Here is a 16288-nt window from a genome sequence, read left to right as displayed (position 1 = left end):
TCACCCCTTCCGCAGCCGTGGATCGATCACGGCGTAGAGCAGGTCGACGAGTTGCGAGATGAGCACGAACACCAGGGCGGCGAGGAGCACGACGCCCATCACGACCGGCATGTCCTTGGTATTGACGGATTGCAGCGTGAGCGCGCCGATCCCCGGTCGGGCGAAGACCTTCTCGACCAGGACCGTGCCGCCGAGCAGCGTCCCGGTCAGCCAGCCGGACAGGGTCAGCAGCGGAATCGCCGCGTGCCGGAACGCGTGCCGGATCCGCACCGCGGTCCGGCTCAGGCCGCGGGCTCGCGCGGTGACCACGAACGGCTCGGCCAGGGCCGTCTCCAGACCCTCGCGCAACACCTGGGCCAACACGCCGGCGATCGGCAGCGCGAGTGTCACGGCCGGCAGGACGAGGGTCTCGATGCCCTCGGACCCGGCCACCGGGAACCACTGCAACCGAAACGAGAACACTGTGAGCAGGACGATCCCGAGCCAGAAGGAAGGTGTCGACACCGCGACCAACTCCCACGCACCGAAGGCCGATCGCAGCACCGACCGGCGCCCGGCGGTGGCCAGCGCGGAGACGACCGCGATCACCACCGCCAGGGCCAGTGCGGCCAGCGCGAGTTCGGCGGTCGGCCGGAACTGCTCGCCGATCAGCGCCGACACCGGCTGCTGGAGCTGATAGGACTCGCCGAGCCGGCCGTGCAGCAGTTCGCTCAGATAGTGCAGGTATTGGCTGAACACCGGGTCGTCGAAGCCGTAGTCCGCGCGGATCTGCGACCGCACGGCGGGCGACGCGGTGGTCTGCGGGCCCAACAGCGTGGCCACCGGATCACCGGGGATCAGCTTGAGACCCGCGAACGCGAGCGTCGCCGCGCCCAGCAGGACCGACGCGGTCGCGAGCACCCGCGCGCCGATCGCGCGCAACACCCGGGCCCAACGCGGCGCCTCGGCCGGTGCGGGCGCCGGGCGCGTCGCGAGCGACGCGCCCGGTTCGGCGGAGGTCATCGCCGCGTGCTCCACACGTCGTAGAACAGCGGCCACGCGTTCGGGTCCAGACGCAACCCGTTGATCTGCTTGGCCGCCGCGAACAGCGTGGTGGCGGAGTACAGCGGGACCACCGCGGCGTGCTCGATCACCCACGCCTGGGTCTTGGCGTACAAGGCGTCACGCCCGGCCCGATCCGGCGTCGCCGCCGCGGCGTTCGTCCACTCGTCGATCTGCGGATTGCTCAGCCAGGCCGCGTTCTGGCCGCCGGCGCTGGGGAGGTTCGCCGAGTTGAAGTACAGCCGCAGCACGTCCGGCTCGAACCGGGCCCAGCTCATGTCGAGCAGGTCGTACTTGCCGGAGTACGCGTTCGTGGTGAACGCCCCCAGGTCCAGGGCCGGGCGCTGGACCTCCACGCCGATCTTCTTGAGGTCGGACTGCACGGCCTGGGCCAGGATGTCGCGCTGCTCGCGAACCGCCGCCGGCGCGTTCGGCCACTGCACGCTCAACCGCTTGCCGTCCTTGGTGCGGTAGCCGTCCCCGTCGCGTGCGGTCCACCCGGCCTCGTCGAGGAGGCGGCCGGCGAGCGCCGGGTCGTACGGCCAGGTGTTCTCCAGCGACTTGTCGTAGGACGGCGTGGCCGGCCCCAGCGGGCCCCACGCCCGCCGGTACTGGTCGAAGTAGATGGACTGGACGTTCGGCCCGATGTTGATCCCGCGCTGCACGGCCCTGCGGACGCGTTCGTCGTCGAACGGTGCGCGCGTGGTGTTCAGGAACAGGCTGTACACCGCGCCGGCGAAGTCGTGCCGCAGCACCCGGACGTCCGAACGCCCCTCCAGGCCCTTGACGTTGACCGGCGGGATCGAACCCGCGATGTCGACCTGGCCGCTGGAGAAGGCGCCCACTCGGACCGAGTCCTCGGGGAGGAAGCGGAACGTGAGCCGGTCCAGATGGGCCGCGCCCTGGTGCTTGGCGCCGGCCGGGGCCCAGTTGTACGTCGGGTTGTTCTCCAGGACCAGGTTCTGGCCCCTGGTGTGCGACGCGAACTTGAACGGGCCGGTGCCCACCAACTGCGGTCCGCCCGCGCAGAGCTTGTCCGCGTTGGCGGCGAGCGCCTGGGGCGAGTAGAACCCGAGATAGGCGGTGCTCGCCGCTTGCAGGAACGGTGCGAACGGCTTCGAGAAGGACACCTTGACGGTGGCCGGGTCGAGTACCTCGGTGCCGGTGTAGGGGCCGAGCAGGCTCGCCGCGTACTGCGACTTCGTGGTCTTGGCGGCGATGCGGTCGAAGTTGACCTTGACCGCCGTCGCGTCGAACGAGGTCCCGTCGGTGAACTTGACGTCGGTGCGCAGCTTGAAGGTATAGCTGCGCAGATCGGGTGCGGTCTCCCAGGAAGTGGCCAACCAGGGCTGGAAGTTGCCCTGCTCGTCCTCGGAGATCAGCGAGTCGAAGACGTTCCGCTGGATCGACGCGGTGATGTCCTGCGGACTCACGTGAATGTCGAAGCAGGTCGGCTCGGTGTTGATCGCGATGGTCGCCGACCCACCCTTCACCGGGGGCCCGGCCGCGTCTTCGGCGGACGCCTTGTCGGTCTTCGTGGTCGACGTACACGCGGACAGGACGAACGCGGCGGCTAGTGCCGCACCGACGATTCCGGGTAGGCGTGGTCGGACAACGCGCATGCTGGGTCCTGTCGAGAGTCGGGGAACGGGGAGACGCGCAGGGCAGAGCGACCCTGCGGGGCACAACGAGGAAAGTAGCCGCGACTCCGGGGCGCGGAGCACCCCTAACGGACCCCTAGACACCCTTCGGAATAAGCGGGCGATCGGGAGATTGACGAAGATTGCCCCGACTGCGAGGCATATGCGCCCGCAGGTCCCGGCATATCGGCACGTACGGCGCGTCCGGGCCCGGTCTTTCTTTCGCGGGGCCTTCGTGTTGACGCGGCGCGAGCGGATTTCTAGACTGCCGAACAGCTATCGAGTAAAAGTCCGGACCTTCAGACTCAGAGCTTTCTACTTCTTCGGAGTTGGCCGTGCAGGGGACCCATAGCGCGGGCGCGTCGCGACTCGCCCTGGTGTCCCGCCTCGACGTCGACCTCGCGCGCATGTCCAGCGGACTGTGTCGCTGAATCGATCGTCGTAGGGATCGTTCACCGGGTATGTGCCCGTGTTGCCCGGATTCGGGCACGCGCGGACGCCGTACCCGGGTATCCGGCCAGGATCGGATCGATCCCGCTCCGTTTCCGAGGTCTCCTCGGGCCCGCCGACCCGTTCGGCGATCCCGACGCCCCGGACTCCCGAAATCGCGCGTTCCGGTTGTTTCGCATCGTGGATATCTTGCCGCGGCTCGATCCGGACGCGGTGTGCGCGTGGGGGAATGTTAATAAGAGTTAATAGCGAATTCAACATGCGGAAACGCATTGATTTCCGCCGGGGGAGTGGCACGTGTTTTTCGTGGGTCGAACCGAGGAACTGAGCCGACTGGACACCATGCGGGCCCGCTGCGCGAACGGGATCGGGGGCGTGACGACCGTGTGCGGACCCGTGGCCGTCGGCAAGACCGCGCTCCTGCACGCGTTCGGCGACCGCGCTGCCGACGACGGCGCGCTCTTCCTGCGGGCCGTGGGGACCCCGATGGAACAGGACTTCCCACTCGGCGTGGTCCGCCAGCTGCTCCAGCCGGTACCCCTCGACGAGGACGACGCCGACCGAATCGGTCGACTCCTGGACGACGGCGCGTACACCGCCGCGTTCGGCGCGACCGACGCGCTCGGCCCGACCACCGTCCGCGCGGTGCACGAACTGTGCGCCGTGATACTGGCGTTGGCCGCGGATCGACCCGTCGTGGTGGTGGTGGACGACATCCAGCACGCAGACCCGGTCTCGCTGCAATTCCTGGCCCACCTGATCCGCCGGATCCGCACCGCCCCCGTGCTCGTCCTGCTCGGTGAACGCGAGCACGCGGCCGCCCCCTCCCCGGCCTTCGCGGCATTCTCCGCCGACGTCGAACGCCAGCCCCACCACCAGCGGATGCGGCTCGGCCTGCTGGCCCGCGGGGCGGTCACCGCACTGCTGGCCGACTCGCTCGGCGCCACCGCGGCCAACCGGCTCACCGCCGACGTGTACGAACTCAGCGGCGGAAACCCCCTGCTGATCAAGGCCTTACTGGAGGATCTGGGCCCCGCCGCACGCGCCGATTCGGCCCGGCGTCCGCTGCGACCCACCGTCGCCGACGCGTACTGCCGCGCCGTCGTGGGTTGCCTGTACCGCCTGGACCCCGCGACCGTGGACGTCGCGCGCGGCCTGGCCGTGCTGGGCGAGTCGGAGACCACCGAGGGCCTGGCCGAACTGCTCGAACTCGAACCCGCGACCGCGACCCGCGCGGCCCGCACGCTCAACGACGCGGGCCTGGTCGCCTGCGGCCGTTTCCGGGACACGCGAGCCCGGTTGGCGGTGCTCGACACGATGACGCGCCCCGACCGCGAGCGCGCGCACGGCCGGGCGGCCACGCTGCTGCACATCGACGGCGCGGCGGCCGAGTCGGTCGCCAAACACCTCGCCGGCGCGGGGGAGTTCCGCGCGCCGTGGGCGGTGCGGACGCTGCGCGACGCCGCCGAGGCGGTGGTCGCCGAAGGAGACCTTCGACTGGCCGTCGACTACCTCAAGCTCGCCGAGCGGATCGCGCCCGACGAGTGCTCGCGCGTGTCGATCAAGGCGTTCCTGATCGGCCTGGAGTGGTTGGTCAACCCGGCCGCCGCCGCGCGGCACGTGCCGTGGTTGGCCGCCGCGGTCCGGGACGGCCGGCTCACCGGCCGGGACGCGCTGGTGTGCGTGCGCTACCTGGCCTGGTACGGACGGCTCGACGAGGCCAAGGCGGTGGTCGAGGCGGGGTGGAAGCCGTGCTCGCCGGGCGAGGAATCCGAGTGGGCGACCGCCGCCGAGGCCCGCGCGGCCCGGGTCTGGCTCAAGTACTGGTATCCGGCCGTGGACGCGACGCCGCCGGGACGGGAGACCCGGGTCTCCCCGCTGCCCGCGACGATCAGCCGGATCGAGGGCCTGGACCTGCTGACCGCGGTGCTCGCGGGACGGCTGCGCGGCGACGAGGTGTCCGACCGGGCGGAGCGGATCCTGCGCGGCTCGCGGCTCGACGACGGCACGGTGGAGTCGCTCACCTCCACGCTCACCGCGCTCGTGTACGCGGACCGGGCCGCCGAGGCCCAGGAATGGTGCGTGGCGCTGATCGACCAGGCGTCCGCACGGCGCAGCCCGATCGCGCACGCCCTGCTGGCCGCCGTACTCGGCGAGATCGCGGTGCGCCAGGGCGACCTGCTCGGCGCCGAGGACAGCGCCAAGACCGCGCTGACCCGGATCCTGCCCGAGGGCTGGGGTGTCGCGGTGGGCGTCCCGCTCGCCGCGCGGATCACCGCCGCGGTGGCTCGCGGCGACCACGAGCAGGCCGCGCGTCACCTGGAACTTCCGGTTCCCGGAGCGATGTTCCATACTCCGTCGGGCCTGCACTACCTGCACGCGTGCGGCCGGTACAACCTCGCCACCGGCCGGGCCGACGCGGCCCTGCACGACTTCATGTCGTGCGGCGAGCTGATGATCGCGTGGGGCATCGACCTGCCGGGCATCGTGCCGTGGCGGGTCGAGGCGGCCCGCGCGCACGTCCAACTCGGCGCGCACGACGCGGCCCGCGCCCTGCTGGAGGAGCAGTTCGAGCGGCTCGGGGCCGAACCGTCGCGCACCCGAGGGCTCGCGCTGGGTGTCCAGGCCGCGACCGTGGAACTTCGGCGCAGGCCCGCGCTGTTGTGGGAGTCGATCCGCGAGCTCCAGGCCTGCGGCGACCGGTTCGAGCTGTCTCTGGTCTTCGCTCAACTGAGCCACGCCTACCGCGAGTTGGGTGACTTCGGGCGGGCCAGACGGGCCGCGGCCCGGGCCTCGCACCTGTCCGAGGTGTGCCAGGCCGAGCCCCCGCGCGCGTTGCTTCGCCCCGACCGGCTCACCGCCGTGCCGGACCGCGACGCCGCGACGACCGAGTTCGCCGAGCCGACGCCGGCACGGGAATCGGTACCGGCCGCCATGTCCGCGATGGTCACCGCGCCGGCCGGCGTGGACGAGCAGCCGGGCGCGGGCCTGAGCGACGCCGAGCGCCGGGTCGCCGCGCTCGCGGCCCAGGGCCAGACCAATCGGGAGATCTCCCGCCGCCTGTTCATCACCGTCAGCACCGTCGAACAGCACCTGACCCGGGTGTATCGCAAGCTCGGGGTGGCCCGCAGGCTGGATCTGCCGCCGTGGCTGGAGGAGGAGATCGCCGGCTGAGCGGGCGGCGATCCGGGGCCGGCGGCGGGGGTGCGAAGGGGGCGGTGCGAGGGCGGTGTGAGGGGGCTTGGAAGGTGTCCGCGAAGGGAGCCGTGAAGGGAGCGGTGAGGGAGCCGCGAGGGGAGCGGTGAGGGAGCCGTGAAGGGTCCGAAACAGGAGCCGTGCGGGGACGGAAACAGGGGCCGTGAGGGGGTCGGCCGGCCGCCCCGATAGGGGCTCTTCGGGGCCCGTCCCCTATGGGGTCGGTAGGGGATCGACAGGGGTTATCGCCCGGGGTTCACCGGACGAATCTTGAAACCGTTCGGCGCATTCGATCGCCGGACGGGATCGGATCGTTCGGCATGAGGGGCGACAACTCCGCGATGATGAGCCACGACAGCACCACCACCAATCGTGAGCAGCACGGCACCGCGATCGCCGTCATCGGAATGGCGTGCCGACTCCCGGGTGCCGCCGATCCGGCCGCCTTCTGGCGGCTGCTGCGCGACGGCACCTCCGCCGTGGGCGAACCGACCCCCGTACGGCGGCGCGGAGCCGAACTTCGGCCCGGCGGATACCTCGACCGGGTCGACGGGTTCGACGCCGCGTTCTTCGGGATCTCGCCGCGCGAGGCCGACGCGATGGACCCGCACCAGCGGCTCGTCCTCGAACTCGGGTGGGAGGCCGCCGAAGACGCCGGTCTCCTGCCCGAATCCCTGGCCGGCACCCGGGCCGGCGTGTTCGTCGGCGCGATTTCGAACGACTGGTCCACGGTGGTGCACCGGCACGGGACGGACGCGGTCACCCGGCACACGTTCACCGGCGTCGCGCGCGGCCTGGTCGCCAACCGGCTGTCCTGGGCGCTCGACCTGAACGGCCCGAGCCTGACCGTCGACACCGCGCAGTCCTCCTCCCTGGTCGCGGTCCACCTGGCCTGCGAGAGCCTGCGCAGCGGCGAGTCCACGCTGGCGTTCGCCGGCGGTGTGCACCTCAACCTCGCCGCCGAGAGCACCGTGGGCGCGGAGCGCTTCGGCGGCCTGTCGCCCGACCACCGCTCGTTCACCTTCGACGCGCGTGCCAACGGCTTCGTGCGCGGCGAGGGCGGCGGTGTCGTGCTGCTCAAGCCGCTCGCCGCCGCGCTCGCCGACGGCGACCCGATCCACGCCGTGATCCATGGCAGCGCGGTGACCAGCGACGGCGACACCGACGGGCTCACCGTGCCCGACGCCGACGCCCAGGCGGACGCGCTGCGCCGGGCCGCCGACGCGGCGGGCATCGCCCCCGCGCGGATCCAGTACGTCGAACTGCACGGCACCGGCACCCGGGTCGGCGACCCGATCGAGGCCGCGGCCCTGGGGGCCGCCTTCGGCGCCGGTCGGACCGGGGCCGACCGGCTCGCGGTCGGCTCGGCGAAGACCAACGTCGGCCACCTGGAGGGCGCGTCGGGGATCGTCGGGCTGCTCAAGACGGTGCTCGGCATCCGCCGGCGCATGCTGCCGGCCAGCCTCAATTACGCGACACCCAACCCGGCGATCGACCTCGACGCGGCCGGCCTTCGGGTCCAGGACGCGGCCGGACCGTGGCCGGACCCGGACGCACCGCTGTTCGCCGGGGTCAGCTCGTTCGGCATGGGCGGGACCAACTGCCACGTGGTGCTCGGCGAGCCGCCGGCCGCGCCGACCGAAGACCCGGCCGAAGACCCGGCCGAGTCGGGCGTGTTCGGCGACCCGGCGGTGCTGCCGTGGCCGATCTCGGCACGCGACTCCGAGGCGCTGCGCGGGCAGGCCGGTCGGCTGCACGCCGCGGTGACGGAAGCGGCGGCGGAGGCGGAGACGGAAGCAGCGGCGGAGACGGGAACGGGAACGCAGGCCGGACCGGTCGCGCCCGACGACGTGGCGCTGACGCTCGCGGTCGGCCGTACCGCCTTCGAGCACCGAGCCGTGGTCATCGGCGCCGGCCTCGCCGAACTCGCCGACGGAACGGCCGCGTTGGCCGTGGGTCTGCCGAGCGGTGCCGCCGTGACCGGCACCGCGCGCCCGCACACCTCCACCGTGTTCGTCTTTCCCGGCCAGGGCTCGCAGTGGGCCGGCATGGCCGCCGAACTCCTCGACACCTCACCGGTGTTCGCCGCGCACCTGGACGCGTGCGCCGCGGCGCTCGCCCCGCACGTGGACTGGTCGCCGCGGGACGTCCTGCGGGATGCCCCCGGGGCGCCCTCGCTCGACCGCGTGGACGTCGTGCAGCCCGTGCTGTTCGCCGTGATGGTCTCGCTGGCCCGACTCTGGGAGGCGTTCGGAGTCCGACCCGACGCGGTGATCGGCCACTCGCAGGGGGAGATCGCCGCCGCGCACATCGCCGGCGCGCTGACCCTGGAGGACGCCGCACTGCTCGTCGCGCGGCGCAGCCGGCTCCTGGTCGGGCTCGCGCCGGGCGGCGGGATGGCCTCGATCCCGCGTCCCGCAGACGAGGTGCGGACCGCGATCGGCGACCGCGTCGACCGACTGGGCATCGCGGCCGTCAACGGGCCCGCGTCCACGGTCGTATCCGGCGACCGGGAGGCGCTCGACGCGCTGCTCGCCGAGTACACCGCCGCCGGCGTGGATGTGCGCGCCATCCCGGTGGACTACGCCTCGCACTCGCCGCACGTCGAACCGCTCCGCGCGGAGCTGGCCCGCGAGTTGGCCGGCATCGTCGCGGTCGACAGCGACATCGCGTTCTACTCGACCGTCACCGGCGGCCTGTTGGAGACCGCCGGACTGGACGCCGACTACTGGTTCCGCAACCTGCGCGGCACTGTGCGCTTCGACGACGCGGTGCGCGCCGCGCTCGCCTCCGGCCGGCGCACGTTCGTCGAGGCCAGCCCGCACCCCGTGCTGACCATGGGCCTGCGGCAGATCCTGGACGCGGACGAGAGCGCGGCCGACGACGCGCTGACCGTGGGCACGCTGCGCCGGGGCGACGGCGGTCCGCGCCGGGTGTTGACCTCGGTGGCCCAGGCGTTCGTACACGGCACGCCCGTCGACTGGACGGCCGCGCTGCCGGCCGGGGCGCGGCGAGCCGACCTGCCCACGTACGCGTTCCTGCGCACGCCGCACTGGATCGCCGAGCCGACCACCACCGGAACCGCCCAAGCCACCGCGGCCGCCACGGAGCCCGACCCTGCGTCGATTCCCGACGCCGCGTCGATTCCCGTCGAGGCGGTGGGCACGACCGCCCCCGACCCGCTCGTCCTGGTCCGGGCCACCGCCGCCGCCGTGCTCGGCCACGCCGGACCGGCCGCCGTCGACCCCGACCGCACGTTCAAGGACCTGGGCTTCGACTCGGTCGGTGCCCTGGAGTTCCGCGACCGGCTCGCCGCCGCGAGCGGGACCCGCCTGTCCTCGGCGCTGACCTTCGACCACCCGACCCCCCGGGCCGTCGCCCGCCACCTCGCGCACCGCACGGCCGGCACCGTGCCCGCGGATGGCGGACGGTCCGGGGCCGCCCCGGCGCCGGCCGCGTCCGACGACGACCCGATCGTGATCGTCGCGGCCGGCGGCCGGTGGCCCGGCGGCGCGGACACCCCCGAGGCGCTGTGGGACCTGGTCGCCGCCGGGACCGACGCGATCGGGCCGTTCCCCACCAACCGCGGCTGGGACCTCGACGCGCTGTACGACCCCGAGCTCGGCCGGCCCGGCACCTCCTACGTCCGCGCGGGCGGATTCCTTTACGAGGCCGACGCGTTCGACCCCGGCTTCTTCGGGATCAGCCCGCGCGAGGCGGCCGCGATGGACCCGCAGCAGCGCCTGCTCCTGGAGACCGCGTGGGAGGTCGTCGAACGGGCCGGGATCGCGCCGAACACCCTGCGCGGCACCCGGGCGGGCGTCTTCGTCGGCACCATGCCGCAGGACTACGGGCCGCGCCTGCACGAGGCACCCGAGGGCTACGAGGGCCACCTGCTCACCGGCAGCCTGAGCAGCGTCGCGTCCGGACGACTCGCGTACACCCTCGGCCTCGAAGGCCCGGCGGTCACCATCGACACCGCGTGCTCGTCGTCGCTGGTCGCACTGCACCTCGCGGCCCGGGCACTGCGGGCGGGCGAGTGCACGCTCGCGCTCGCCGGCGGCGTCACGGTGATGTCCACGCCCGGCATGTTCACCGAGTTCAGCCGGCAGCGCGGCCTGGCCCCGGACGGCCGCTGCAAGCCGTTCTCGGACGCCGCCGACGGCACCGCGTGGGCCGAGGGCGCCGCGCTCGTGCTGCTCGAACGACGCTCCGACGCGCGCCGGCTCGGCCACCCCGTACTCGCCGTCGTGCGCGGCAGCGCGGTCAACCAGGACGGCGCGAGCAACGGCCTGACCGCGCCCAACGGCCCGGCCCAGCAGCGGGTGATCCGCCAGGCGCTCGCGGACGCCCGGCTGGAGCCTGCCGACGTGGACGCCGTCGAGGCACACGGCACCGGCACCACGCTCGGCGACCCGATCGAGGCCGAGGCGCTGCTGGCCACCTACGGCGTCGACCGCCCGGCGGAGCGGCCGCTGTTGGTCGGATCGGTCAAGTCCAACCTCGGGCACACCCAGGCCGCCGCCGGCGTGACCGGCGTGATCACGCTGATCGAGGCGATGCGGCACGGCGTCCTGCCCAGGACCCTGCACCTGGACACGCCCTCGCGGCACGTGGATTGGGCCTGCGGCGGAATCGCCGTGCTCGACGCGGAGACCGCCTGGCCCGCGGCGGACCGACCGCGCCGCGCGGCGGTGTCCTCGTTCGGGATCAGCGGCACCAATGCCCACGTGATCCTCGAACAGCCGCCGATCGAGGACGAGTCGCCCACCGGCACCGACCACGCCGGCCCCTGGCTGCTGTCCGCCGTGAGCGACGACGCCCTGCACGCCCAGGCCGTCCGCCTGAGCGAGCACGTCGCCGACCGCCCGGACGTCGCGCTCGGCGACCTGGGGTTCGCGCTCGCCACGTCCCGAAGCGCCTTCGCGCACCGCGCGGTGGTCACCGGAGCCGGCCGCGACGACCTGCTGCGCGGCCTGGCGGCCCTGGCCGACGGCGGCGCCGCCGCCAATCTCGTCGAGGGCGCGGTCCGACCCGCCGGGCCGCTCGCCGTGTTGTTCAGCGGCCAGGGCAGTCAGCGCGCCGGGATGGGCCGCGAACTGTACGCGGCCGAGCCCGTGTTCGCCGCCGCGCTGGACGCCGCGCTGAAGCACCTGGACGCCGGCCTCGACCGGCCCCTGCGCGACCTGCTGTTCGCCGAGCCCGGCAGCGCCGAGGCCGCGCTGCTGGACGCGACCGAGTACACCCAGCCCGCCCTGTTCGCGGTCGAGACCGCGCTGTACCGGCTGGCCGAGTCGTACGGAATCGTGGCCGATCACCTGATCGGCCACTCCATCGGCGAACTGACGGCGGCTCACGTCGCGGGCGTGCTCACCCTCGCCGACGCCGCGAAGCTCGTCGTCGCGCGCGGCCGACTGATGGGCGGCCTGCCCGCGACCGGCGCGATGATCGCGCTCCAGGGCACCGAGGACGAGATCGCCGCGCTGGTCGCGGGCCACGAGGCGCACGTGGGGATCGCGGCCGTGAACGGGCCCGACTCGGTGGTGATCTCGGGGACCGCCGAGATCGTCGTCGCGCTCGCCGAGACCTGGCGCGACGCCGGCCGCAAGACCAAGCGACTCCAGGTCAGCCACGCGTTCCACTCGCCGCACATGGACGCCGTGCTCGACGAGTTCCGGGCGATCGCGGCCGGCCTGAGCTTCGCCGAGCCGCGCATTCCGGTCATCTCCAACCTCACCGGCGAGATCGCGACCGCCGCCGAACTGGCCGACCCGCACTACTGGGTTCGGCACATCCGCGAGGCGGTGCGCTTCCGGGACGGGATCGAACGCCTGGCCGCGCTCGGCACCACCACCTACCTCGAACTCGGTCCCGACGCCGTACTCACCGCACTCGCGCACGCGACCCTGAGCGAAGCCGCGCCCGTCGTGGTGTCCGCGCTGCGCGGCGACCGGCCCGAGGCCCGCACGTTCACCCAGGCGCTGGCCCGGCTGCACGTGAGCGGCACCCCGATCGACTGGACCCGCGCGTGGGCCGGTCGCGACGTGCGCCGTGCGGACCTGCCTACCTACGCGTTCCAGCGCCGCCGACACTGGCTGGACGCGCCCGCTCACGGCGCCGACCTCGCCGGGTCCGGGATCGACGAGAGCGACCACCCGCTGCTCGGCGCGGCGGTGGAACGCGCGGACGGCTCGGGCCTGCTCTGGACCGGCCTGATGTCCACCCGCACCCATCCGTGGCTCGCCGACCACGCCGTACACGGCACGGTCCTGCTGCCGGGGACCGCGTTCGTGGACCTCGCGCTGTACGCCGCGGAACGGGCCGGCGCGGGCGGCATCGGCGAACTCGTCCTGGCCGCACCACTGGTGCTCGCGGAGGACGAGCCGGTCCGGATCGAACTCGCGGTGGGCGCCGAGGACCCCGACGGCACGCGCGCGGTGACCGTGTACTCGCGCGGGCCCCGGGCGGCGGACTGGACCCGGCACGCGGCCGGACACCTGGCCGCGCCCGATACCTCCGACTCCGCCGCCCCCGGCCGGGCCGCCGACGCCTGGCCCCCGCCCGGCGCGAGCGCGATCGACGTCGACGACCTGTACGACCGGCTCACCGAACTCGGCTACGACTACGGCCCCGCCTTCCAGGGCCTGACCGCCGCGTGGCGGCACGGCGACGACCTGCTCGCCGAGGTCGCGCTGCCGGACGAGGCGCAGGACGCCGGCCACCGGGTCCATCCCGCGCTGCTCGACGCCGCGCTGCACGCCGTGGTCGGCCTGCTGCCCGGCACCGACCCCGCGGCGCCCACCCGCCTGCCGTTCTCGTGGAACGGCGTGACCGCGCACAGCTCCGGAGCCCGTGAACTGCGGGTGCGGATCGCCCCGATCGGCGCCGACGCTGTCGCGCTCACCGCGACCGAGGCCGACGGGACACCGGTCGTGTCGATCGATCGGCTGAGCCTGCGCGCGGCGCCGGCCGCCCGCTTCGCGGGCCGCACCGCCCCGGCGGAGGACGCGTGGTTCCGGGTGGACTGGAGCACCGTCCAGGACCCGAAGGACGCCACCGAGCACCTCGGTTGGGTCGTCATCGGCGACGCCGACGCCGACCCGCTCGGGCTCGGCACACATTCGGTGCCGTTCGACCGGCCGGTCGGCTACCACCGCGACCTGGCCGCGCTCGGCGCGGCCCTGACCGCCGGGGCCGAGCCGCCCGCCCACGTCCTGGTGCCCTTCGTACCGCCGGCCGGCTCGACGCCGACGGTCGCCGGCACCCACGAGGTCACCGCCCGCGCGGTGGCACTGCTTCGGGAGTGGCTGGGCGACGCCCGATTCGGCGACGCCGAACTCGTCCTGGTCACCCGCGAGGCGATCGCCACGCACGCCGGCGAGGACGTCCGCGACCTCACCTCCGCGGGGCTGTGGGGCCTGGTCCGCGCGGCGGCCGCCGAACACCCCGGTCGGCTGCGGATCCTCGACCTCGACGCACACGCCGACTCGGCCGCCGCCGTCACCGCGGCACTGGCCACCCGGGAGCCGCAACTGGCCTTGCGTGGAGGGGAGATCCAGGTGCCGCGGCTCACCCGAATACGTCCCGAGGACGTCCTCGAAGCCCCGGCCGCGCCCGCGCCGTGGCGGCTCGACGTCACCGTGCCCGGCAGCATCGACAACGTCGCACTGCTGCCCGCGCCCGAGGCCGCGGCGGCGCTCGCGGCCGGCGAGGTGCGGATCGCCGTGCGGGCCGCCGGGCTGAACTTCCGGGACGTGCTGATCGCGCTCGGCGTCTACCCCGGGGCCGCTCGGATCGGCGCCGAGGGCGCGGGCGTGGTCGTCGAGATCGGCTCCGACGTCACCGAACTCACGGTCGGGGACCGGGTGATGGGACTGCTGCCCGGCGTCCTCGGATCACACGCGGTGGTCGACCACCGAATGCTCACCGCGATCCCGGCCGGCTGGACGTACGCGCAGGCGGCCACCGTTCCCGTGGCCTTCCTCACCGCCTACCACGGCCTCGTCGAACTGGCCGGGCTGCGGCGCGGCGAGTCGGTGCTGGTGCACGCCGCGACCGGCGGGGTCGGCACGGCCGCGGTCCAGCTCGGTCGGCACTGGGGCGCCGACGTGTACGGCACCGCCAGTCCCGCCAAGTGGCCCACGCTGCGCGCGCAGGGCCTCGCCGACGACCGGATCGCCTCCTCGCGCAACCTCGACTTCGAGGGCCTGTTCCGGATCGCCACCCTCGAACGCGGCATCGACGTCGTGCTCAACTCGCTCGCCCGCGAGTTCACCGACGCGTCACTGCGACTGCTCGCGCCCGCCGGCCGGTTCGTCGAAATGGGCAAGACCGACCTGCGCGACGCGGCCGCCGTTTCGACCGCTCACCCGGGTGTCGACTACCGGGCCTTCGACCTGCTGACCCTGGAACCCGCGCACATCGGGCGGATGTTGGCCGTGCTCGCGCCGCTGTTCGCCGACGGCACGCTCACCCCGCTGCCGGTCACCGCGTGGGACATCCGGTACGGCGTACAGGCCCTGCGGCACCTCGGGCAGGCCCGGCACACCGGGAAGCTCGTGCTCACCATCCCGCCCGCGCACGGCGCGGTGGACCCGACCGGCACGGTCCTGATCACCGGCGGCACCGGCGCCCTCGGCGCCCTCGCGGCCCGGCGCCTGATCACCCGGCACGGCGCCCGACACGTACTGCTGGTCGGACGGACCGGCCCGGCCGCCCCCGGCGCCGCCGAACTGCGTGCCGAACTGGCCCGGCTGGGCGCCTCGGTCCGCGTCGAGGCGTGCGACGTCGCCGACCCGACCGCGCTCGCCGAGCTGCTGGCCACGATCACGACCGAGCACCCGCTCACGGCCGTCGTGCACACCGCCGGCGTCGTCGCGGACGGCGCGCTCACCACGACGGACCCGGACCGGCTTCGAGCGGTGCTGCGGCCCAAGGTGGACGCCGCCTGGAACCTGCACACCCTCACCGCCGACCTGGACCTGTCCGCGTTCGTGCTCTACTCGTCGGCCGTCGGCGTGCTCGGCAACCCCGGCCAGTCGGCCTACGCCGCCGCCAACACCTTCCTGGACGCACTCGCCCAACACCGGCACAGCCACGGGCTCGCCGCGACCTCGATCGCGTGGGGCCACTGGGCCGAGGCCGGCGGACTGGCCGCGCACCTGACCGAGGTGGACCGGCGCCGGATGGCCGGCAGCGGCCTGGCCCCGATGAGCACCGAGACCGGGCTCGAGCTCCTGGACCGCGCGCTGGACACGCCGCTGCCGACACCGGTGGCGGCCCGCGTGGACACGAGCGCACTGCGCCCGGAGGCGGCGATCGAACTCCTCGGTGGCCTGGCCCGCGCGGCCACCGCCGGCCGCGTACCCGCACAGCGCACTTCCGCACGTGCCGGTTCCGGCCGAAAGGCCGCCGCCGTCGGCGTGCGGGAGCGGCTCGCCGGCCGCCCGGCCGACGAGCAGTACCGCGAACTCCTGCTGTTCGTACGACTCACCGCCGCCGCGATCCTCGGCCACGACGGAGCGGACGCGATCAAGCCCGAACGGGGCTTCCTGGAAGCCGAGTTCGATTCCCTCGGCGCGATCGAGCTGCGCAACCGGATCAACGCCGGCACCGGTCTCGACCTGCCCTCCACGCTGGTCTTCGACCACCCCACCCCGGTCGCCCTGGCCGGCCACCTGCGGGACCGGCTGTTCGCCGACGCAGCCGTACCTGGCACCGGCCCGCTGTTGGCCGAACTCGACCGGTGGCAGGCGTCGTTGGCCGACCTGCTCGCCGACGGCCACGTCCCGGACGAGGAGTTCCGGGCGGGCGTGATCGCCCGACTGCACGGGCTCCTGGGCCGGTTCGGTGCCGATGTACCGGGCGATTCGGGCCTGGACGTCGTCGAGCAGCTCGGCGCGGCGACCGACGACGAGCTCTTCGACTTCATCGACAACGAGCTCGGCATCTCCTGACATGAC

4 protein-coding genes are annotated in these 16288 nt (G+C 73.7%); 2 read left to right on the top strand and 2 right to left on the bottom strand.

The annotated features are described in order from the left end of the window. Both OG928_RS06610 and OG928_RS06605 read right to left on the bottom strand, forming a co-directional pair. Entirely contained in the window at positions 1 to 1002 is a 1002-nt protein-coding gene (locus OG928_RS06610; protein ID WP_406280496.1) for an ABC transporter permease, read from the bottom strand. Continuing rightward, the gene (locus OG928_RS06605; protein WP_406280494.1) at positions 999 to 2663 is read right to left on the bottom strand and encodes an ABC transporter substrate-binding protein; all 1665 of its coding nucleotides are present in this window, start codon (positions 2661 to 2663) and stop codon (positions 999 to 1001) included. The genes OG928_RS06610 and OG928_RS06605 overlap by 4 nt, the downstream gene beginning before the upstream one ends. A 765-nt stretch (positions 2664 to 3428) precedes the next feature. On the opposite strand from OG928_RS06605, the gene OG928_RS06600 reads away from it, so the two are divergent. Together OG928_RS06600 and OG928_RS06595 are read left to right on the top strand one after the other, a co-directional pair. Further along, a complete protein-coding gene (locus tag OG928_RS06600) occupies positions 3429 to 6305 on the top strand; it encodes an AAA family ATPase (protein WP_406280493.1) in 2877 nt (958 codons plus the stop codon). A gap of 341 nt (positions 6306 to 6646) precedes the next feature. Further along, a complete protein-coding gene (locus tag OG928_RS06595) occupies positions 6647 to 16282 on the top strand; it encodes a type I polyketide synthase (protein ID WP_406280491.1) in 9636 nt (3211 codons plus the stop codon). Positions 16283 to 16288: the final 6 nt, after the last annotated feature.

The organism is Embleya sp. NBC_00896 (genome assembly GCF_045207785.1).
GTDB lineage: Bacteria > Actinomycetota > Actinomycetes > Streptomycetales > Streptomycetaceae > Embleya.
Note: the sequence above shows the minus strand (reverse complement) of the source record. Positions and strands in the feature narration are given on the sequence as shown.